The following is an 18,195-nucleotide window of genomic DNA, read 5'->3' on the forward strand; positions in this document are numbered from 1 at the left end:
GGAATGCCTCGCCGGGCGCGAACACCAGCGGCACGAAAGTTCCACGATCCGTCGTGTGATACGCGCGCTGCCGTTCGTCCTTCCATTCACGAACGCACCTCAAGATCCCAAGCCAGATCGCCGCGCCGGATTTCCGAAAGCTGGGTGCCCAGAAAGGCCGCGCGCAGTTGGCTTGCCACGTCCGTCGCGGTCAGCCCCAAGGCCTCGGCGCCCTGCGACAGGCTTAGCCGCAATTCGGGCGCACCGGGGCGCAGGTCAACAATCGCGTTGCGCACCCCGGCGTAGGTTTCAAGTTCCGCCAAAGTGGCGCGGCCTGCGGCCTCTAGTGTCGTAAGGTCTGGGTGCGACAGACGCAGTTCCACCGCAATCCCCTGCGGGCCGATCCCCGGCTCGGTCAGGATCAGCGAGTTGATACCCGGCAGGGGGCCGATTTCCGTGCGCCACAGCGACACGATCTCGTCCAATGTGCTGGCCCGTGTTTCGGCACCCAGCAGGTCCACCGCAACAGTGGCGACATGGGCGCCCGTTTCGCTCGCCGAAAGGTTACGCCCCAGGCGGGTAATGCGGCGGATCACAAGGGGCTGCGCCTCGGGCTGTTCGGGGGTCAGGCGGGCGTTCACGCGATCAAGCGCCGCCTCGATCTGCAAGACCGCCTCGGTCGTGCGAACCAGCGAAGTGCCCGCGGGCAGCATCAGCCGCGCCTCCAGCACATCGCCGTCGATCTCGGGCATTGCCTCGCGTTTGACCATGCCACCGCCCAAGGCACCGACGGTCAGGATCAGCGCGCCGATGGCAAGCCCTGCCACCAGCCAACGCGCCTTGATCGCGGCATCGGCCAGACGGCCCACGCCACGGTCGCGCAAGCTGTCGAAGCCCGCATCGAAACGGACCCGGAACCGCGAAGAGGCAACGTCCTTGATCCCACCTTTCAGGTGGTGGGGCAGGATCAGAAAGGCCTCGATCAGCGAGGCAAACAGCGCCGCCAGCAGGACCACTGGCAAAACCTCAAGCACCGCGCCCAACTCGCCCGCCAGAAAGGCCAGGGGCAGGAACACGGCAAGCGTCGTCAGGAAGGACGAGATCACGCCCGGCGCCACAGCACCGACACCTGCGGCCACGGTTTCCACCGTCGCGCCCTTGGCCGCCTGCACGGCGATGGAATCCGCAATCACGATGGAATCGTCCATAACGATCCCGATCGCCATCAAAAGTGCGACCAATGTCATCATGTTAAGGCTCAGCCCGGTCAGAGCCATCCAGACAAAGGCCCCGGCAAAGGCCACGGGCAGGCCCATCGCGGCCCAGATCGCGAAACCGGGGCGGAAGAACAGGCTCATCACGACGACCACCAGAATAAGACCGACGACCCCATTCTGCACCAGCATCACAAGACGGTCGCGGATGATGGAGGTCACGTCCTGCACGACCTTGACCGTGATCGTATCGGGCAGGCGGGCGGTTTCGGCGTCCACCAGTTCTGTCACGCTATCCAGCACGCGCAGCGCGTCGGCGTCCAGCGCCTTTGCCACGTCCAGCACGATGGCCGGGGTGCCATCGACAAAGGCGCGGTCCTGTGGCGGCTCAAAGCGTTCCTCGATTACTGCCGCGTCGCCCAGCGTCAGGGTTGCGCCGTTCGGCAGAACCATTACCGGAATCCTGGCCAGCGCCGCAGCGGTGTCGCGCTCGGCTGTAAAGCGCAGGGTCAGGTCCGCGCCCGGCCCCTCCAGCGTGCCTGCGGGCAGGTCGATGTTCTGCGCGGCGATGGCGGCGGCCAAGGCGGCGGGTGTCAGCCCGTGGCTTTCCAACACGGCACGATTGGCGGTGATCAAAAGCGTCCGGGTGCCAAGGCCCCCGCGTGTCACGCGGGCGACACCCGGCAGGGCAGTCAATTGGTCCGACAGGCCGTCGGCATAGAGGTCCAACTCGCCCAGTGGCAGATCGCCCGAGATGGCAACCGACGTGACCGGATCGGAGCGATGCAATTCGCGCACCACGGCAGGATCGGCGCGGTCCGGAAAGCTTTCGATGGCCGAAACCTCGGTCCGCAGCGAATTGACAAAACGCAGCGCGTCATTGCCGGGCGCCATGGTTGCCACGGCGCGCGCGCGGCCGGTCTGCGCGGTGCAGTTGAACGTCTCTAACCCCTCGACACCCTGCACCCCGTCCCAGAGCGGTGCGCAGATCGCTGCCTCTACATCCTCGGCTGCGGCCCCCCGGTAGGGAACGGTAATCTCGGCTTCGACAGCGCGGAAATCGGGGAAAGTCTCGCGCAACAGGCCCGGCGCGGCAAAGGCACCGGCGGCGAGGAACAGCAAAAGCAGCAGGTTGCCCGCCGTCGGGTGGCCGGTGAACCAGCGGATCATTGCGCGGCCTCAACGGGGGTCAGGGCCATGCCGGGGATGGCCGGGGCGATGTCGTCGATCACGACGCGGTCGCCCGGGGCGAGGCCATCGGTGATGGCCACAAGGCCATCTTGTGCGAAAGCGGCAGTGACGGGACGCAATTCCAGCAGATCGCCCTGACCTGCGATGCGCACCCTTCCGCCATGCAGCGCGCCCTCGGGGATCAAGACGGCGCCCGTCATGGCAGCACCCAAGAAGGACATCTGCACTTGCATGTTCGGCACCAGCGGCAGCCGCCGAGGCGGGTCGGCTCCTTCATAGGGGGCATCGACCGTGACCACGACCGGCACGGTGCGGGCGCGGGCATCCAAGGCCCCCTCGATCCGGCTGATGCGGGCGGTCCAGACCTGCGTCGGGTCAGATAGCGGGCTGAGCGTCACGTCAATCAGTGTGGGCGGACCATCGCGCATCATGTCGGCAAGGGTCATGCCCTCTATCGTATTGCCGATCAGGCGGCGAAAACTGTCGACCGGTAAATGCGCCACCACCTCGGCCGCTGCGATTCCGTCGCCCCGGATCACCACCTGGCCGGGGGCGACGGTCTGAAAGCGTTCGGCGGCGACGTCGGTCACGCGCAGATCGAAGGGGGCGGTCAGCACGGTGCGATCAAGAGACCGGCGCGCACGGTCGATGGCGGCTTGCGTTCGCGCGATCTGGGCAACGATCCGCGCCTCGCGGGACGGGATCAGCGCCATCGCGTTTTCCAGTTCCGCGACCGTGCGGCGGGCCAAAAGGGTGGCGCGCTCCGCCTCGTCCGCGCGCGATTGTGGAACTGTGCCCTGCTGGGCAAGCGTCCGCGTGCGCGTCAGGTCAGCCTCGGCCAATGTCAATCGTGCGCGTTCCAGATCAAGTATCCGGCCCGTATTGGTGGCCTCGGCGCTCAGCAGCGTGGCTTCGGCGGCAAGCGCGGCGAGGTCGGCCTGCGACTGTGCCAGCGCCAATTCATAGTCGGCAGGGTCGATCCGCAGCACCTCGGTCCCCTCTGGGATCAGGCGGCCGGGTTCAAGATCAGGATGGCGCCAGATCACTTCGCCCTGCACCTCAGCCACGGCGACCCAAGTGTCGGCGGCCCGCAGGTTGCCCCATGCCGTCGCCTTCGGGCGGATATCCTGCGCCACGGCCGTCATCACCCCGACGGGCAAAGCGGGCGCGTGCCCGTCGATCTGCGCCGGGCCCGGCGCGGACGAGACCATCCAGACCGCAGCAGCGATCCCGAGCGCGATGGGTGGCAAGGCAAGGAGGGGTGAAAAGCGCATCGGATCAGCCCTGCGCCTTGCGCATCCGCGCCAAGGTGCCGTCGTGCAGAACAAACTGGTGGTAAAGCGCGCCAGCAACATGCAGCGCGACCAGCGCCAGCAGGATGATTTTCATCACATTATGCCCCTGCGCCGCAGCCTCGACCCCGCCAAACCATGCGACCGATCCGCTGACAGGCATCAGGATCATCAGCGCATAAAGCCCGACATGGGCCAGTTTGGCGAGAACGCCCTGCACCTTGCTGGCCTCGATCGGCGGGGGCACCCCACGACGGGCGCGCAGCACCAGCCGCCACAGCGCGAAGATCATCACCAGCGCGCCGCCCGCCACATGGGTCAGAACGAGCGGGTCGAACCCCGCCTCAAGCCCATCCGTGACACGGTCCCATGCGGCTGACATGGAGTCCTTGAACAGGTATTGCTGTGCGATCAGCGCGAAGGCAAGCCAGTGCAGACCGATCTGCAGACGAGAGTAGCCAGTGGGTGCGTTTGTAGCGGGCATGTTGGGTCCTTTCAGTCTGCACGTGCGACTCGGGATGATAGTTGCGCTTTCCTACACTATATGTTAGTTAGTGATAACTAACAATAGGTGATGTATGTCTGGTCGTCAAAGCGCGGAAGACCGCAAGGTGCAGATCGTGGCCGAAGTGCTTCGAATAGCCGATGAAATTGGGCCAGACCGGCTTAGCACCACCGATGTCGCGCGCGCCATTGGCATCAGCCAGCCTGCGATCTTCCGGCATTTCCCGACCAAAAGCGCACTCTGGTTGGCCGTTGCGGAAGATATCGGAGTCCGCCTGCAGCGCGACTGGACCGCAGCCGAAGCTGCCGCCGACGGGCCGCGCGCACGCCTTAAGGCCCTCATCAACGCACAACTGGTGGCCATTGCCGAAACGCCCGCCTTGCCCTCGATCCTGTTTTCGCGTGAACTACAGGTGGAAAATCATGCCCTACGCGACGTGTTTCGGGGGCTTTTGGCTGCGTTTCAGGGTCGCCTTGTTGCCGCAATCAGCGATTTGCAGGCAGCCGGCGACTTGAGTCGTGAAGTCAACCCCGAGGACATTGCCATACTGCTGACTTCGCTTGTGCAGGGTGTCGCCATCCGCTGGACGCTTGGCGCGCGGGGCTTTTCGCTGGTTCACGAGGGATTGCGTCTGTTTGACGTGCAAGTGGCGATGCTGCGCAGAATGGAGCGGGATTCCGATGCCTAGATCACGTTTGATGGCATGCATTGCGGGCTGTGTTGCGAATGTTTTTGGCGCGCTCACGATATTCTCTGGTGGCAGAACGCTGCTGGGATTGGCCGACATGGGGCAGTCGTGCCCTTCGTTCCGTGGTTTAACACGCTGGCAGGGCCCGCCTATATACTGGCGGGCCTTGGCATTTGGCAGGGGCGACGGACGTGCTTCCTGTCGCTTGCGATCTTCGCTGCAACCCTTCTGAGAGATCATCCTCTTGATCGAAACGTCGTCGGATGAAAATAGCACGCTGACGGCGGCTCTTGTCGATAATTGGGTGACGACCTTGCGGCAAATCTACCAAAGGTGGCTTTCCGGCAGCGACCCCTCAGAAGATGCCCTTGACCGAGATTGCGGGTGTGGCCAAGTTGATTTTCTTTGCCAGTCCCGATCCGATCCGGAGCGTGGGGGTCAGAGGCGTTGCCCCGCCCCCCGTGCGGCGGATCTGGCGAGGGCTGACAGCAGGTCTGTCCGGGTGACGATTCCGACGATCCGGCCGCTGTCCAGCACGGGAATAGCCTCGACTCCACCATCGGCGAGCAAAGGCAAAAGGGATGCAACTGGCGTTGAGGGGGCAACAGTGGGCAGATCAATTGTCATGACCTCAGCCGCGCGAGGGATGGCGGCCTTGTCACTTCGCAGGGACGTCATCGCAGCACCAAACCCGGGTTGGGCCCACAAGGCATCGCGGCGGGCACGGCGGATCAGGTCCAGCTGGAAGATCACCCCCAGCAGTCCTCCTTGCGCGTCTACCACCGGGATCGAGGTGAAACCGTGCTTTCGAAACAGATCAGCAACTTGTGCCGCACGGGCGTCGGGCCGCACCGTCACCAGGTCGCGTGACATGATCGCGTCGCAGTTCAACGTTCCAAGGGCATGCCCCGCCGCCATCTGTTCGGCTGCGGCAATCAGCCGGGCCAGATCTTCGATGCCCAGGTTGGCGGACTGGCGATAATCGGCAAGGATCTGGGCAAGCTCCTCCGGTTCCAGCCCCAATCGCATCTGCGCCGCCTTATCAGCGGTCGCGTGCGGACCTGCTTCATACGGCAATCGGAATGGGTAGACCCGGCCACATATCCGGTGCCAGGCCATTGCCACGGCCACCAATGCCACGGTTCCGCCGAACACCGGGACGAGCACAAAGCGTAGGCCAAGCGCAGCCAGCATGGCGGGGTTCAGCGCCACCGGGCGGATGCAGGGACCGGGTCAGGAACATCGCCACAAGAGTCAGCCCGGCCGACGCCGCAACGGCCACCGTCGGGTCAAGCGTGAGCGGATGAACCACCAGTGCCGCCAGACCCGAAATGGAATTTCCAACCACCGCAGACCACGGTTGGGCCAGTGGGCTGTTGGGAACCGCGAACAGCAGGACGGCAGTGGCCCCCATTGGCGCGATCAGAAAGGCCCCCGAGGCAAGGTCAACCCCCATCCCGAAAAGCAGAGTGGAGCAGATGAGCAAGCCAAGAGCCAGCCCAAGCCCGCCTGCCGCCACATCGCGCAGGCTGGCCCGCCCTATGACAGGCGCAAAGGGGCGCAGCGCTGTCAGGCTGCGCCGCAAGCGGGATGGGTCCGTCACCTTGCGCGTGTCAGGCCCCATACCTCAGATGACGCCCAGCATCCGCATGGATTCCGCCACCCGCACAAACCCCGCGATATTGGCGCCCAGAACATAGTTGCCGGGTGCTCCGTATTCTTCGGCCGTGTGGTGGCAGGTGTCATGGATGCCGCGCATGATGGTGGCCAGCCGCGCCTCGGTCTGATCAAAGGTCCAGCTGTCGCGGCTGGCGTTTTGCTGCATTTCCAGCGCCGAGGTGGCAACCCCGCCCGCGTTGGCGGCCTTGCCCGGCGCAAACATCACGCCCGCATCCTGGAACACCTTGATCGCTTCGGGGGTGGAGGGCATGTTCGCGCCTTCGCCCACGGCGATCACGCCATTCTTCACCAGGGTCGCGGCATCTTTGCCGGACAATTCGTTCTGGGTGGCCGAGGGCATGGCGACATCGCAGGCCACATCCCAGACCGACCCCTTGTCGGCGGCGATGAAATGCGCGCCATCGCCCCGGCGGCGGACATATTCGGAAATGCGTTCGCGCCGGACGTTCTTGATGTCCTTGAGCAGGTCAAGGTCGATGCCGTTTTCGTCCACCACATAGCCCGAGCTGTCGGAGCAGGCGATGACCTTGCCGCCAAAGGACTGCACCTTTTCGATTGTGTAGATCGCCACGTTGCCGGACCCCGACACCACAACCTTCTTGCCGTCAAAGCTGGTGCCTTTGGTTTCAAGCATCGATTGCACGAAATAGGTATTGCCGTAGCCTGTCGCCTCGGTCCGGGCGCGCGACCCGCCATAGGCCAGTGCCTTGCCGGTGAAAACACCCGCCTCGAACCGGTTGTTCAGGCGCTTGTATTGGCCAAACATATAGCCGATCTCGCGCCCGCCGACGCCGATGTCGCCCGCAGGCACGTCGGTCTGTTCGCCCAGATGGCGGTGCAATTCGGTCATCAGCGATTGGCAAAAGCGCATGATTTCCGCATCCGACCGGCCCTTGGGGTCAAAGTCAGACCCGCCCTTGCCGCCGCCGATGGGCATGCCGGTCAGCGCGTTCTTGAAGGTTTGCTCGAAGCCAAGGAACTTGATGATCCCCACGTTTACCGAAGGGTGGAACCGCATCCCGCCCTTGTAGGGGCCAAGCGCCGAGTTGAACTGCACCCTGAAGCCGCGGTTGATCTGGACCTGACCCTTGTCGTCCACCCAAGGAATACGGAAAATGATCTGGCGCTCGGGCTCGCAGATCCGCTCGATCAGCGCGCCGTCAAGGTAATCCGGGTGCTTGGCCACCACACGACCCAGGCTTTCCAGAACCTCATGCACGGCCTGATGAAATTCGGCCTCGCCCGCATTGCGGCGGATGACTTCGGCAAGGATGGGGCGTAGCTTTTCGTCTATGCTGTTCATGTGGGTCTTTCCAGAAAGTGTGAGAAGCGCATATTTTTTGTTCGATTAGCCCTTCTTTTCAGCAGTTAGAATACGTGTGGAGCGTGTTTTCCGAATTTTTTGAGCATTGTCGCAATTTGCCGCAGGGTGACCTTACCAGATCGCCGCCATGCCGATCACCTGAGGATGCAAGGCGATCAGCCCCGTCAGGACCAACCCGGCCGTCAGCACGCGCGGCAAACTGCCGGAGCCGCGCAGGGTGCGCACGGGCAACAGGCCGCGCCAGACATCCGCGCCCATCTCGCGCCGCTTGCGCCGGTCGATCATCGCCATGCCTAGGAGCGCAAAGCCCGCGAACCCGCCGAACATCAGCACATGAGCAAGGTCCCCATTCGGCGCGACATGCCCCAGCGACCACAGCATCAGCGCCGCCAGAACCGGATGCCGGATCAGCCCGACGATGCCGGGTCGGGCCGGATCGAACCGGTCATTCCGCGCCCCGCCTAAGGAAAACGGGTTGGGCCGCCCCACCGCCAGCGCGAGGATCAGGCAGGCCACCGCCATGGCCAACAGCGTCACATGGTTCTGCCATTCGGCGCGCGGCCACAGGTCGACATGGCGCGCGCGGGCGGCGGCCCCGATCAGCCATGCCAGCACCGCGACCGACAGCAGCGAATAGGCCAGCCCGAAACCCGCCGCCCCCAGTCGCGCGACAAGCAAGGGTCGGGCCGGTGGGCGGACGGGGATCGCATGGGTCAGCAGGAACACCGCCCAGGCCGCCGCATATTCGCCCCAACCCGCCATGGCTATGGCTGCGCCTTTGGTGCGGCGTTCGGTTGCCGTGCTGCCTTGCGCGGACGGGCGAGGATCGGCCAGTAGATCACCGCAAAGCCGCCGAAAGCCGTGATCCAGCCCCCTGCGGCTAGATGCAGCGGCCAATCCGCCCCCGGCAGCAGCCCCGCCAGCAGCCGTGCCAGCACCGCGACGATCAGCGCCAGATACAGCGCGGTGATGGGGCCGGTGGCATGCAGCGGCCGTCCGGCATGGCCAAGGCTGGCCCGCGTCATCACCGCCAGCGTCATCAGCCCGACCGCCCCCGCCATCCAGACATGCTGCGCCGCCGGGGCAAGGTCGGGCACGAACTGCGCTAGCGCCACGGCCAGAAACCCAAGCGGCACAAAGGCATAGCCCACATGCAGAACCCAGACCAGCGCCTCGGCCCCGGTCTGCCGGCCCTGCCAGCGCACGAGCCGCCACAGATGCGCCAATCCCGCGAGCCCGCCGCCCATGGCACTCAGCATATGGTCCGGTCCCAGAACCCACAGCGCCAGTGTGACGCCCGTCAGCGCCAGCACCGCGCCATCTGCCCGGCCAAAGGGCACTGGCAGCCGCGCGGCCCCGCGCTGCGCCAGCCAGTTGCGGGTAAAGCTGGGCACGATGCGCCCGCCGATCAGTGAGATCAGCATCACCGCCACCGCCAGCCCGACCCGCAACCCGATGCCCTGTGCGGGCGCGCCACCCTGCGCCGCCTCCCAGTGAAACAGCGCGTTGGCCAGCGTCCAGCCGATCAGCAATGCCAGCACCGGCAGGTTCTTCCAGTTGCGCCCCGTGATGATCTCACGCCCAAGAAACCCCGCCAGCGCCAAAGGAAACGCCAGATCGGCCAGTGCCACGACCATGGGTGGCAGATGCGCCGACACCGCGACCGCCCCCCGGCCCAAGACCCAAAGCGCCACCAACCCTGCCAGCGGCCAGCCGACCAGCGGCAGGCTGCCGGTCCAGTTCGGCACTGCCGTCAGCAGGAACCCGGCCATAACGGCCCCCAGATAGCCGAACAGAAATTCATGCGCGTGCCAGCTGATCGGGTCGAAGGCGGTCGGCAAGACATCGCGCCCGGTCAGCATTCCCACCCAGACCGCCATCGCCAGCGCCGCCCAGATCCCTGCCAGCAAAAAGAACGGCCGGAAGCCGAAACTGAGGATCGCCGGGCCAGTCCAGGCCCGCATCCGTTCGGCAGAGGTGGTCATGGCGTGGTCCCTTTCTGCTCCCCGGCCTCGGTCACCACCACATCCATCGCAATGTCATGCGGCTGAGGGAAAATCGTGGGCACCTGTGCCGCGTGCAGCCCGACGCCGATGGCCAGCGGTCGCGGCGCAAGGGCGGCCAGCGTGCGGTCGAAATAGCCCCCGCCATAGCCCAGCCGATAGCCCGCCGCATCCCAGCCCACCACCGGGGCAAGAGTCACGTCAGGCGTCACATCAGGCCCATCGGCCGGAACCGGAATCTTCCAGACCCCCTGCACCATCCGGCAATCGGGCGTCCAGAGGCGGAAATGCAGCGGGGCCGCGCGTTCCTCGACCACGGGCAAGGCCACCCGCGCGCCCCGTGCCAGCAGGCTTTCCAGCCAGTTCCGCAGGTTCAGTTCCGCCTTGATCGGCCACCAGGCGGAAATCGTCAGCCCGTCGATGGACCCGAACCGCTGTGCCAGCAAGGCATCAAGGTGACAGCCGATGACCGCTGCCGCCGCGTGGCGCACGGCGACCGGCTGGCCTGCGCGATCCGCCAGCAACCGCGCCCGTTCCGCCTTGCGCCAGCGGGCCACGTCATCCGCCTGCTGCGGATCGACATAGGCAGGGTCAATCTCATGCGCGAGGCAGGGCGGCGCGGCATAACCCCGGACTGGGTGGTCAGGGTCGGTCACACTGGCCGCTCAAGGGTTGGGCGCTTCCGGTAAAGATACAGCAAGATCACAATCCAGACAGCAGACCGTATGACCATTGCCCCGACGGTCCGGGCCTCAAAGGCACCGCCCTGTGCGACATGCAGGCCAAACAGCGCAAACACAATCAGTATGGCCAGAACCAGCGCCGCCGTCAGGTGGATCGCCCAAGCCTTGCGCAACCAGATCGCGACGCCCGCGCCGACGTAGACAAAGCCGGACAGGAAATTGAACCATAGCACAAAAGGCACCGCAGCCCCGGCAGCAGCCTTTGCGGCGGCATCGCCGAACAGCGCCCGCCCGCCGGACAGAAGTGTCAGCGCCCCGAACAGGATGGCCACTGCCACCACGATACGCAGACCCTTTGTCGTCATGTCAACGCGCCTCAAATCGCGGGAAAAGCACGTCGTTTTCCAGCCGCACATGCGCCTCGAGATCGGCAAGGAACTGTCCCAGCCCGTCATAAAGCGCCGTCCAGGACCGGCAGGCCCCGTCGGGCAGGGTCAGGTTGTTGGTCAGCGCGCGGATGCGGTCAATCTCGGCGGAATGGTCATCGTGATCGGCGCGCATCACGGCGATGGGGTTTTCGATGCCGGGCATGCCGCCACGGCGTATGGCGGGAAACAGGATCAATTCCTCTTTCTTCATATGCACTTCCAATTCGCCGATCAGACGCTGCAACAGCGCGCCAAGGCCATGCGGCGCCTCGGGTTGGTCGCCATGCACCCGCTCCACCTTCAACGCCAGTGCGGCAAGGTCGGGCAGTTGGTCGCGGTGGGTCTGGTGAAAGCGGGTTTCGATAAAGGTTGTCAGGGCGGCGGGGTCGTTGATCGGGGCATCGGTGGTCATCGGGGTCTCCCTTCCTTTCAAAGCTGGGGTGGCAGGCCGGCGCGGCCATAGTGGCCCCGCGCGTCAAGGATGTTCATGTGGATCGAACCCGCGATACGTTCGGCCCGGTCGATCACCCAGTCCGCGCCCTGCGGCGGGCAAACCTCATGGGCGGTCTGGCGGAATAGATCCAGCCAGCGGTCGAAATGTTCCCCCTCTACCGGCAGCGGCAGGTGCTTGGGCATCGGCGCGCCGTGATAGCGCCCGGTCATCAGCGCGACCGAGGACCAGAAATCGACCATCTTTTCCAGATGTGGCCCCCAGTCGGCAATGCGGTCGGCAAAGATCGGGCCCAGCAGCGGGTCGCTGCGCACCCTGTCATAGAACCCATGCACCAGTCGCGACAGCATCGCGTCATCAAGCCCGGTGCGCGCCATCAGTTCGGCGGTGACGGCGGGTCGCGCGCTGCGCGGAGCCTCTGATTGGGTCATGGCGGGCAGTCCTTGATTCACGGCTTGCATCCTTCCTAGACCCTGTTAATAGGTATTGTAAATACCAATTCAAGCGGAGCCCTCATGCGCCTGACCTCCTTCACCGACTTCGGCCTGCGGGCCTTGATGCGCATGGCATCCGCGCCCGACCGCGCCTTTTCCACCGCCGATCTGGCGGCGGAGTTCGCCCTGTCGCGCAATCACCTGACCAAGATCATGACGGCGCTGGCGCAGGCCGGAATAGTCACCACGCGCCGTGGCGGCGGTGGCGGCGCGGTGCTCGCCCGCCCGCCCGGGGAAATCCGGCTGGGCGAGGTGGTTCGCCTGCTGGAGGCCGGGCAGCCGCTGGTCGAGTGTTTTCAGGCGTCGGGCGGTGATTGCAGCATCACCGGCTGTTGCCGCCTGAAGGCGCGGTTGCGCAACGCCGAAGCGGCGTTTCTGGCCGATCTGGACCGATCCACCCTGGCGGATCTGGCCTTGCCCCCCTTGGAAAGGGCGGTGCCCGCATGATCGCGCAACTGAACCCGACGGAACGCCGGCTGGGCCTGGTGCTGGCGGGTTGCCTGGCACTTGCCGGGCTGGTGATGGCAGCGGCGGGCAAACAGGATCCGATGGGCCTGCACGGGTTCATGGCGCTGGCGCTTGGGCTTGGCCTTGTCTTTGCGATCGGCGGCACGCTTTATGATCCCGCGCCCGACCCGGCGCGCTTGCAGCGATACTATGACGATCCGGTCAAGGCGGGCGTCGTGCTGGCGATGATCTGGGGCGTCTTTGCCATGGCGGTGGGCCTTTGGGTTGCAGCCCTGATGGTCTGGCCCGAGGCGACTTTCGCGCAAGCCTGGTCGAGCTATGGCCGGCTGCGCCCGGTGCATACGACCGGGGTGATCTTTGCCTTTGGCGGTAACGCGCTGATCGCCACCTCGTTTCACGTCATGCAGCGCACCTGCCGCGCGCGGCTGGCGGATCAGCTCAGCCCATGGTTTGTGCTGATCGGCTACAACCTGTTTCTGGTCTGGGCGGTCACGGGCTATTTCATGGGCGTCACCCAGTCCAAGGAATATGCCGAGCCGGAATGGTATGCCGATATCTGGCTGGTGATTGTCTGGCTGGTCTATCTGGTGCTGTATCTGCGCACGCTGGCGCGGCGGGCAGAGCCGCATATCTATGTCGCCAACTGGTATTACCTGGCCTTCATCGTCGTCGTGGCGATGCTGCATGTCGTCAACGCCGCCGCCCTGCCGGTCAGCTTTGCCGGGGCCAAAAGCTATTCCGCGTTTTCCGGCGTGCAGGATGCCATGGTGCAATGGTGGTATGGCCACAATGCGGTGGCCTTCTTCATGACTGCGGGTTTTCTGGGGATGCTATACTACTACCTGCCGGTGCGGGCGCAGCGGCCGATCTTTTCCTACCGGCTGTCGATCATCAGTTTCTGGGGGATCACCTTTTTCTACATGTGGGTCGGCTCGCACCATCTGCATTACACCGCCCTGCCGACCTGGGTGCAGAACCTTGGCATGACGTTTTCGGTGATGCTCCTGGTGCCAAGCTGGGCCTCGGCGGGCAATGCGCTGGCCACGCTGAACGGGGCCTGGCAACGGGTGCGCGACGATGCAACGTTGCGGTTCATGTTCGTGGCGGCGGTGTTCTATGGCCTGTCCACATTCGAGGGGTCTTTCCTGGCCATCCGCCCGGTCAACGCCCTGTCGCATTACACCGACTGGACCGTGGGCCATGTCCATTCCGGCGCTTTGGGGTGGTTGGCGATGGTGACGTTCGGGGCGTTTTATTCACTGATCCCGCAAATCTGGGGGCGGGTGGCGATGTATTCGGCACAGGCAGTCGAATGGCATTTCTGGTTGGCGCTGGCGGGGCTTCTGACCTACGTTTTCGCTCTGTGGAACGCGGGCATCACGCAGGGGCTGATGTGGCGGACCTATAATGCGGCTGGCACGCTCAACTATTCCTTCATCGACAGCATGGAGGCGATGCGCCCCTATTACATCGCCCGGGTGATCGGTGGCGCGCTGTTTCTGGCGGGCATCTGCGTAGGTGCTGCGAACATCTGGCTGACGGTGCGCGGCGCACGGGGTGCCGCCACTGATGCGCCCCTTGCCCCCCAACCGGCGGAGTAGGCGCATGTCCCTGTTCAAGGCGCATTACAATCTTGAAAAGCACTCGGTCGGCTTTGTCATCGCCATCATCCTGGCCGCCAGCGTCGGCGGTCTGGTCGAGATCGCGCCCCTGTTCAGCATCGACGAGACGGTAGAAACCCTGCCCGACATGCGGGTCTACACACCGTTGGAGCTGGCCGGGCGCAACATCTATATCCGCGAGGGCTGCTACGCCTGCCACAGCCAGATGATCCGCACCCTGCGCGACGAGGTGGAACGCTATGGCCCCTATTCGCTGGCGGCGGAATCGCAATACGACCACCCGATGCTCTGGGGGTCCAAGCGCACCGGGCCGGACCTTGCCCGGCTCGGTGGCCGTTATTCCGATGACTGGCATGTGGCGCATCTGATCAACCCGCGTGATGTGGTTCCGACCTCGATCATGCCGGCCTATCCGTGGCTGGCGGCGAACACGCTGGAGGTGGCCGATCTGGGTGCCCATCTGGCGGCGCTGCGGCGTCTGGGTGTGCCCTATACCGACGAGATGATCGCCAACGCCCCGCGCGATGCATTGGCACAAACCCGGCCCGACAGCGACGGGGCAACGGGCCTTGTCGCCCGCTATGGCGAGGCGACCACGCTGCGCCCCTTCGCAGGCGGCGACCGGCTGACCGAGATGGACGCGCTGGTCGCCTATCTGCAGGTGCTGGGGCAGTTGTCACGGGTGCCCTATGCGGCAATGGAGGCCGCGCCATGAGCCATGATTTCGCGCTGTTTCTGGCCAAGACCTTTGGGCTGTTCTACCTGATGGGGTTCTTCATCCTTGTGGTGATCCACACCCTGCGCCCATCGCGCAAGGCCGCCGCCGACCGCGCCGCCCGATCTGTCCTTGCGGTGGAGGATCGGCCATGTCCGTGACCGAACGCGACCCGGTGTCGGGCTATGCCACCACCGGGCATGACTGGAACGGCATAAAGGAGCTGAATTCGCCGGTGCCGCGCATCGTGCTGTGGTTTCTGGCGGTGACGCATGTCTATGCGGTGATCGCCTGGGTGTTGTTGCCGACATGGCCCTTGGGGCAGACCTTTACGTCGGGGCTGCTGGGCGGGGACCAAAAGACAGCGGTGGCGGCCGACATCGCCGCCGCCACCGCCGCGCGGGCCGGTTGGACCGAGGCCCTTGCCAGACGCGATTTCGACGCCCTGCGCGCCGACCCCGATCTGATGGCGCGCGCCATGGCCACGGCATCCCCCCTGTTCGGTCAGAACTGTCAGGTCTGCCACGGCGCGGGCGGCACGGGTGGCCCCGGCTTTCCGCGCCTGAATGACGGCATCTGGCTGTGGGGCGGCACGGCGGAGGAAATCGAGACAACCCTGCGCTTTGGCATCAACAGCCCGCATCCCGACACCCGCTTTGCCCAGATGCCCGCCTTTGGCCGCGACGGCCTGCTGACCCGGCCCGAGATTGGCCTGCTGACCGAATATGTCCTGACGCTTGGCAACGGGGTGACCCCCGGCGACACCTCTGATGGTGCCGCGCTGTTTCAGGGCAATTGCGCCGGATGTCACGGCGAGGATGCCAAGGGGCTGGAGGGCACCGGCGCACCGGACCTGACCGATGCCGACTGGATCTATGGCGGCGATGCGGCGGCGGTCCGTCAGACACTGCTGGCCGGGCGTCAGGGCGTGATGCCTGCCTGGCAGTGGCGGCTGTCGGATGCCGAACTTCGCATGCTGGCGCTGTATGTCGAGCGGCTTTCTGCCAAGGGGGCAGAAGATGCGCCATGACCCTGCGCCCGCATGTCTGGATCATCCTGGGTATTGGCGCGGCCCTGACCGTCGTGGTCTGGGCAAACTGGCGGTTTGTCGATCTGGCCATGCGCTCACAACCCGGCTGCGTGGCCGAACAACCGGGTCAGCCCGCCGCGAAACCGGGATGTTGAAAGGGCACCGCCATGCTTGAACCGCTTCCTGCGATTGAACCGCGCCTGTATCCCGCCAACCGCTTCGCCCGCGAACTGCCGGCCGGGGCGGCGCTTGGATGGCTTGCAAAGGGCTGGGCCGATCTGTGGACCCGCCCGGAGCAAAGCCTGATCTACGGACTGTTTGTCTTGGTCTTGTCAGGTCTGGTCATCGGCGGGTTGATCTATGCGGGCATGCCCTGGCTGATCTTTCCGGCGCTGTCGGGGTTCCTTGTCACCGGCCCGTTGCTGGCCATCGGCCTTTACGAGAAAAGCCGACGGCTGCGCGGCGCTCACCCCGCGACTCTGGCGCAGATGCTGCTGGTGCGGCCGGCCTCGGGCGGGCAATTGGTGTTCGCGGGACTTCTGTCCTGCCTTCTGGTCATGCTGTGGCTGCGCGCGGCGGACCTGCTCTATGCGCTGTTCTTCGGGTTGCTGCCGTTTCCGGGATTTGACCAGACCCTCGCCCAGTTGCTGACCACACCGCGGGGCTGGGCGCTGATCTTGACCGGATCAGCCATCGGCGGGCTGTTTGCCGCATTCGCCATGGCCATCAGCCTGTTCTCCATTCCGATGCTGCTGGAACGCCGCGTCGATGCGCTGACCGCCCTTGGCGCCTCTTTTGCGATCACCACGCAGAACCTGCGCACGGTGCTGCCCTGGGGGGGCATCGTGGCCCTGGGTTTTGCGCTGTCGGTGGCAACCGGCCTTCTGGGGCTGATCGTGATCTTCCCGCTGCTGGGCCACGGCACCTGGCACGCCTGGGTCGCCCTGCGGCCGGAGGAGACGGAATGAGTTCCTACGTCCTGATCCCGATTTCCATCGGTCTTGGCCTGGTCGGGATTTCCGCGTTCTTCTGGGCGCTCCGGCACGACCAGTATGATGATCTTGACGGTGCCGCCGCCCGTATCCTGATTGCCCCCGACACCCCCTATCCCCCAACCGACAACGGAGACCCCGCATGGACAACTGGCTGCCCACTCTGATCACCCCCACCCCGACCGAAGGCTATGACCTTGCCGTCAAGCTGTCGCGCATGGCGATCAAGAAGACCCAACCCGACGCCGCCATCCGCGACAGGCTCCGCCCGGAATACGCCGAAGATGCCGATGCGTTGATCGCCGTCAGCGCTGTGGTGGCGACGCATTTCGCCACCATCGCCGCTGCCAACAACCATTGGCGCGATGCGACATGATCGAGGTATCGGTAACGGCGCAGAGGTTCCAGGTTGATGCGGTCACGGTCGCCGCAGCCTTCGGGCTGGACCCTGCCCATTTGCAAGACAAGATGCGCCCGGGAGAGGTTACAAGCTTGTGCGAAAAGGGCGTTGACGCCGACGAGGGTCGGTTTCGGCTAACCTTTCGCCACGCGGGGCGGGTCTTGCGGCTGACCGTGGACGAAGGCGGGCAAATCCTGACGCGCAGCACCTTTGATGCGCCGCGAAGCCCGCTGCGCAAATCCGGCGCCCGCCCCTGAGGGGTCAGCCCGACAGCCGGGGCGTCCAATCCTCGACGGCCCCGCTGTCCAGTCGCCGCCGGGCCAGCACCTGCCAGGAGTTCGACAACCCCGCGAGGCGTGCAAATTCTGCCAGCGCCGCGCGGTCTGTCGCATCGCGGTAAAGCAGGTGCTGCACCCGCGCCAGATCCCAGCCGGGATTGGGTCGCGCGGTCAGAACCATCCGGTCGCCCGCCGCAACCCGCCCCGGAACCAGCACCCGCAGATACCAGCCGGTGCGCCCGCTGTCCTGCACCTGCCGGGCCATGTCGGGCAGATCAAAACGCAGGTTCAGCTTCCAGCAGGGTTGGCGCGCCTGCGACAGTTCCACTTGCGCCGTCCCCAGATCAAAGCGGTCACCGATGCAGACATCGGCCTCAGTCAACCCGTCCAGCACGATGTTTTCCCCAAAAGCGCCGGGGATGAACCTGTCCGCCCTTGCGGGCAGATGCCGTGCCCAATCGGCATAATGCGCACGCGGTGCAAGGTCTCCAGGTCGTATCGACCTGCCAGGACGTGGATTGTGATTGCATGGTCAAGCTGCTGTCGCAGTTGCGGCCGGGCACGAAGATTGTTGCCGTGCAGGTGGGGGTCGCCAATGCGTGACGGCCCGATCCGCTGCGTCCAGATCGGCGCACATTCCCTGGCCCAAGGCCCTGTGACCAACACGCCGGTCAATCCAGCCGATCACCGTCCCATGACGGTGCGGACCGGAGAGACCAGCACCGCGACCGGGCTCCCGGTCCCGAGCCTCAGAAAGG

Annotated in this window: 23 protein-coding genes and 1 pseudogene; 11 read left to right on the forward strand and 13 right to left on the reverse strand. The window is 65.2% G+C overall.

Annotated features, from left to right (window positions below):
• Window positions 1–86: 86 nt before the first annotated feature.
• The 3 genes from BW970_RS19575 to BW970_RS19585 are packed head-to-tail and all read right to left on the reverse strand — an operon-like array spanning window position 87 to window position 4,160.
• Window positions 87–2,363 (reverse strand): efflux RND transporter permease subunit, encoded by a 2,277-nt coding sequence (locus tag BW970_RS19575; RefSeq protein ID WP_076534554.1) that lies wholly within the window; start codon window positions 2,361–2,363, stop codon window positions 87–89.
• Window positions 2,360–3,658 carry an efflux RND transporter periplasmic adaptor subunit gene (locus BW970_RS19580; RefSeq protein ID WP_076534557.1) on the reverse strand — a complete coding sequence of 433 codons (1,299 nt, stop codon included), beginning with the start codon at window positions 3,656–3,658 and terminating at the stop codon, window positions 2,360–2,362. Before BW970_RS19580 ends, BW970_RS19575 begins: the two co-directional genes overlap by 4 nt.
• A 4-nt stretch (window positions 3,659–3,662) precedes the next feature.
• The gene (locus tag BW970_RS19585) at window positions 3,663–4,160 is read right to left on the reverse strand and encodes a cytochrome b (protein ID WP_076534559.1); all 498 of its coding nucleotides are present in this window, start codon (window positions 4,158–4,160) and stop codon (window positions 3,663–3,665) included.
• A 136-nt stretch (window positions 4,161–4,296) separates the two neighbouring features.
• On the opposite strand from BW970_RS19585, the gene BW970_RS19590 reads away from it, so the two are divergent.
• Entirely contained in the window at window positions 4,297–4,869 is a 573-nt protein-coding gene (locus BW970_RS19590) for a TetR/AcrR family transcriptional regulator (protein ID WP_229740568.1), read from the forward strand.
• A 438-nt stretch (window positions 4,870–5,307) separates the two neighbouring features.
• Here BW970_RS19590 and BW970_RS20970 read toward each other — a convergent pair whose 3' ends face one another.
• From BW970_RS20970 to BW970_RS19630, 9 genes and pseudogenes are all read right to left on the reverse strand, one after another.
• A complete protein-coding gene (locus BW970_RS20970) occupies window positions 5,308–6,063 on the reverse strand; it encodes a CBS domain-containing protein (RefSeq protein WP_229740569.1) in 756 nt (251 codons plus the stop codon).
• A 64-nt stretch (window positions 6,064–6,127) separates the two neighbouring features.
• Window positions 6,128–6,493 (reverse strand): annotated as a pseudogene (locus BW970_RS21360) (HPP family protein); the annotation flags it as partial.
• A 3-nt stretch (window positions 6,494–6,496) separates the two neighbouring features.
• Window positions 6,497–7,852: an NADP-specific glutamate dehydrogenase gene (gdhA, locus tag BW970_RS19600; RefSeq protein WP_076534564.1), complete on the reverse strand. Its 1,356-nt coding sequence runs from the start codon at window positions 7,850–7,852 to the stop codon at window positions 6,497–6,499.
• Between the two features lie 132 nt (window positions 7,853–7,984).
• Window positions 7,985–8,635 (reverse strand): NnrU family protein, encoded by a 651-nt coding sequence (locus BW970_RS19605; RefSeq protein WP_076534566.1) that lies wholly within the window; start codon window positions 8,633–8,635, stop codon window positions 7,985–7,987.
• A gap of 2 nt (window positions 8,636–8,637) precedes the next feature.
• Entirely contained in the window at window positions 8,638–9,858 is a 1,221-nt protein-coding gene (locus tag BW970_RS19610; RefSeq protein WP_076534568.1) for an NnrS family protein, read from the reverse strand.
• Window positions 9,855–10,532 (reverse strand): 5-formyltetrahydrofolate cyclo-ligase, encoded by a 678-nt coding sequence (locus BW970_RS19615; protein WP_076534570.1) that lies wholly within the window; start codon window positions 10,530–10,532, stop codon window positions 9,855–9,857. The genes BW970_RS19610 and BW970_RS19615 overlap by 4 nt, the downstream gene beginning before the upstream one ends.
• A complete protein-coding gene (locus BW970_RS19620) occupies window positions 10,529–10,924 on the reverse strand; it encodes a hypothetical protein (RefSeq protein ID WP_076534572.1) in 396 nt (131 codons plus the stop codon). Before BW970_RS19620 ends, BW970_RS19615 begins: the two co-directional genes overlap by 4 nt.
• 1 nt (window position 10,925) lies before the next feature.
• On the reverse strand, window positions 10,926–11,399 hold the full coding sequence (locus BW970_RS19625) for a hemerythrin domain-containing protein (RefSeq protein WP_076534574.1): 474 nt from the start codon (window positions 11,397–11,399) through the stop codon (window positions 10,926–10,928).
• Window positions 11,400–11,416: 17 nt separating this feature from the next.
• Entirely contained in the window at window positions 11,417–11,869 is a 453-nt protein-coding gene (locus tag BW970_RS19630) for a group III truncated hemoglobin (protein WP_076534593.1), read from the reverse strand.
• Between the two features lie 84 nt (window positions 11,870–11,953).
• On the opposite strand from BW970_RS19630, the gene BW970_RS19635 reads away from it, so the two are divergent.
• Genes BW970_RS19635 through BW970_RS19675 form a run of 10 tightly spaced genes read left to right on the forward strand, consistent with a single transcriptional unit; the run spans window position 11,954 to window position 17,416 of the window.
• Entirely contained in the window at window positions 11,954–12,379 is a 426-nt protein-coding gene (locus BW970_RS19635; protein ID WP_076534598.1) for an Rrf2 family transcriptional regulator, read from the forward strand.
• On the forward strand, window positions 12,376–14,001 hold the full coding sequence (gene ccoN / locus BW970_RS19640; RefSeq protein ID WP_083701400.1) for a cytochrome-c oxidase, cbb3-type subunit I: 1,626 nt from the start codon (window positions 12,376–12,378) through the stop codon (window positions 13,999–14,001). The genes BW970_RS19635 and ccoN overlap by 4 nt, the downstream gene beginning before the upstream one ends.
• Window positions 14,002–14,005: 4 nt before the next feature.
• Entirely contained in the window at window positions 14,006–14,737 is a 732-nt protein-coding gene (gene ccoO / locus BW970_RS19645) for a cytochrome-c oxidase, cbb3-type subunit II (RefSeq protein WP_076534576.1), read from the forward strand.
• On the forward strand, window positions 14,734–14,898 hold the full coding sequence (locus BW970_RS19650; protein WP_076534578.1) for a cbb3-type cytochrome c oxidase subunit 3: 165 nt from the start codon (window positions 14,734–14,736) through the stop codon (window positions 14,896–14,898). The genes ccoO and BW970_RS19650 overlap by 4 nt, the downstream gene beginning before the upstream one ends.
• Window positions 14,889–15,767 (forward strand): cytochrome-c oxidase, cbb3-type subunit III, encoded by an 879-nt coding sequence (ccoP, locus tag BW970_RS19655; RefSeq protein WP_076534580.1) that lies wholly within the window; start codon window positions 14,889–14,891, stop codon window positions 15,765–15,767. The genes BW970_RS19650 and ccoP overlap by 10 nt, the downstream gene beginning before the upstream one ends.
• A complete protein-coding gene (locus BW970_RS20850) occupies window positions 15,764–15,922 on the forward strand; it encodes a hypothetical protein (RefSeq protein ID WP_159441484.1) in 159 nt (52 codons plus the stop codon). The genes ccoP and BW970_RS20850 overlap by 4 nt, the downstream gene beginning before the upstream one ends.
• Before the next feature lie 12 nt (window positions 15,923–15,934).
• Window positions 15,935–16,735, forward strand: a complete 801-nt coding sequence (locus tag BW970_RS19660) for a DUF2189 domain-containing protein (protein WP_076534582.1) — start codon at window positions 15,935–15,937, stop codon at window positions 16,733–16,735.
• The gene (gene ccoS / locus BW970_RS19665; protein WP_076534584.1) at window positions 16,732–16,926 is read left to right on the forward strand and encodes a cbb3-type cytochrome oxidase assembly protein CcoS; all 195 of its coding nucleotides are present in this window, start codon (window positions 16,732–16,734) and stop codon (window positions 16,924–16,926) included. The genes BW970_RS19660 and ccoS overlap by 4 nt, the downstream gene beginning before the upstream one ends.
• On the forward strand, window positions 16,902–17,135 hold the full coding sequence (locus BW970_RS19670) for a hexameric tyrosine-coordinated heme protein (RefSeq protein ID WP_076534586.1): 234 nt from the start codon (window positions 16,902–16,904) through the stop codon (window positions 17,133–17,135). Before ccoS ends, BW970_RS19670 begins: the two co-directional genes overlap by 25 nt.
• On the forward strand, window positions 17,132–17,416 hold the full coding sequence (locus BW970_RS19675; protein ID WP_076534589.1) for a DUF6522 family protein: 285 nt from the start codon (window positions 17,132–17,134) through the stop codon (window positions 17,414–17,416). Before BW970_RS19670 ends, BW970_RS19675 begins: the two co-directional genes overlap by 4 nt.
• A 4-nt stretch (window positions 17,417–17,420) precedes the next feature.
• Here the strand turns inward: BW970_RS19675 and BW970_RS19680 are convergent, their stop codons facing one another.
• A complete protein-coding gene (locus tag BW970_RS19680; protein WP_083701401.1) occupies window positions 17,421–17,936 on the reverse strand; it encodes an MOSC domain-containing protein in 516 nt (171 codons plus the stop codon).
• Window positions 17,937–18,195 lie beyond the last annotated feature (259 nt).

The sequence above is a fragment of the Gemmobacter megaterium genome, assembly GCF_900156815.1.
GTDB classification, from domain to species: domain Bacteria; phylum Pseudomonadota; class Alphaproteobacteria; order Rhodobacterales; family Rhodobacteraceae; genus Wagnerdoeblera; species Wagnerdoeblera megaterium.

What these genes read in the sequence shown, in the direction of transcription:
- BW970_RS19575 (WP_076534554.1), bottom strand. Translation starts at nt 2,363, where the DNA reads ATGATCCGCTGGTTCACCGGCCACCCGACGGCGGGCAACCTGCTGCTT.
- BW970_RS19580 (WP_076534557.1), bottom strand. Translation starts at nt 3,658, where the DNA reads ATGCGCTTTTCACCCCTCCTTGCCTTGCCACCCATCGCGCTCGGGATC.
- BW970_RS19585 (WP_076534559.1), bottom strand. Translation starts at nt 4,160, where the DNA reads ATGCCCGCTACAAACGCACCCACTGGCTACTCTCGTCTGCAGATCGGT.
- BW970_RS20970 (WP_229740569.1), bottom strand. Translation starts at nt 6,063, where the DNA reads ATGCTGGCTGCGCTTGGCCTACGCTTTGTGCTCGTCCCGGTGTTCGGC.
- gdhA (WP_076534564.1), bottom strand. Translation starts at nt 7,852, where the DNA reads ATGAACAGCATAGACGAAAAGCTACGCCCCATCCTTGCCGAAGTCATC.
- BW970_RS19605 (WP_076534566.1), bottom strand. Translation starts at nt 8,635, where the DNA reads ATGGCGGGTTGGGGCGAATATGCGGCGGCCTGGGCGGTGTTCCTGCTG.
- BW970_RS19610 (WP_076534568.1), bottom strand. Translation starts at nt 9,858, where the DNA reads ATGACCACCTCTGCCGAACGGATGCGGGCCTGGACTGGCCCGGCGATC.
- BW970_RS19620 (WP_076534572.1), bottom strand. Translation starts at nt 10,924, where the DNA reads ATGACGACAAAGGGTCTGCGTATCGTGGTGGCAGTGGCCATCCTGTTC.
- BW970_RS19625 (WP_076534574.1), bottom strand. Translation starts at nt 11,399, where the DNA reads ATGACCACCGATGCCCCGATCAACGACCCCGCCGCCCTGACAACCTTT.
- BW970_RS19630 (WP_076534593.1), bottom strand. Translation starts at nt 11,869, where the DNA reads ATGACCCAATCAGAGGCTCCGCGCAGCGCGCGACCCGCCGTCACCGCC.
- BW970_RS19635 (WP_076534598.1), top strand. Translation starts at nt 11,954, where the DNA reads ATGCGCCTGACCTCCTTCACCGACTTCGGCCTGCGGGCCTTGATGCGC.
- ccoN (WP_083701400.1), top strand. Translation starts at nt 12,376, where the DNA reads ATGATCGCGCAACTGAACCCGACGGAACGCCGGCTGGGCCTGGTGCTG.
- ccoO (WP_076534576.1), top strand. Translation starts at nt 14,006, where the DNA reads ATGTCCCTGTTCAAGGCGCATTACAATCTTGAAAAGCACTCGGTCGGC.
- BW970_RS19650 (WP_076534578.1), top strand. Translation starts at nt 14,734, where the DNA reads ATGAGCCATGATTTCGCGCTGTTTCTGGCCAAGACCTTTGGGCTGTTC.
- ccoP (WP_076534580.1), top strand. Translation starts at nt 14,889, where the DNA reads ATGTCCGTGACCGAACGCGACCCGGTGTCGGGCTATGCCACCACCGGG.
- BW970_RS20850 (WP_159441484.1), top strand. Translation starts at nt 15,764, where the DNA reads ATGACCCTGCGCCCGCATGTCTGGATCATCCTGGGTATTGGCGCGGCC.
- BW970_RS19660 (WP_076534582.1), top strand. Translation starts at nt 15,935, where the DNA reads ATGCTTGAACCGCTTCCTGCGATTGAACCGCGCCTGTATCCCGCCAAC.
- ccoS (WP_076534584.1), top strand. Translation starts at nt 16,732, where the DNA reads ATGAGTTCCTACGTCCTGATCCCGATTTCCATCGGTCTTGGCCTGGTC.
- BW970_RS19670 (WP_076534586.1), top strand. Translation starts at nt 16,902, where the DNA reads ATGGACAACTGGCTGCCCACTCTGATCACCCCCACCCCGACCGAAGGC.
- BW970_RS19675 (WP_076534589.1), top strand. Translation starts at nt 17,132, where the DNA reads ATGATCGAGGTATCGGTAACGGCGCAGAGGTTCCAGGTTGATGCGGTC.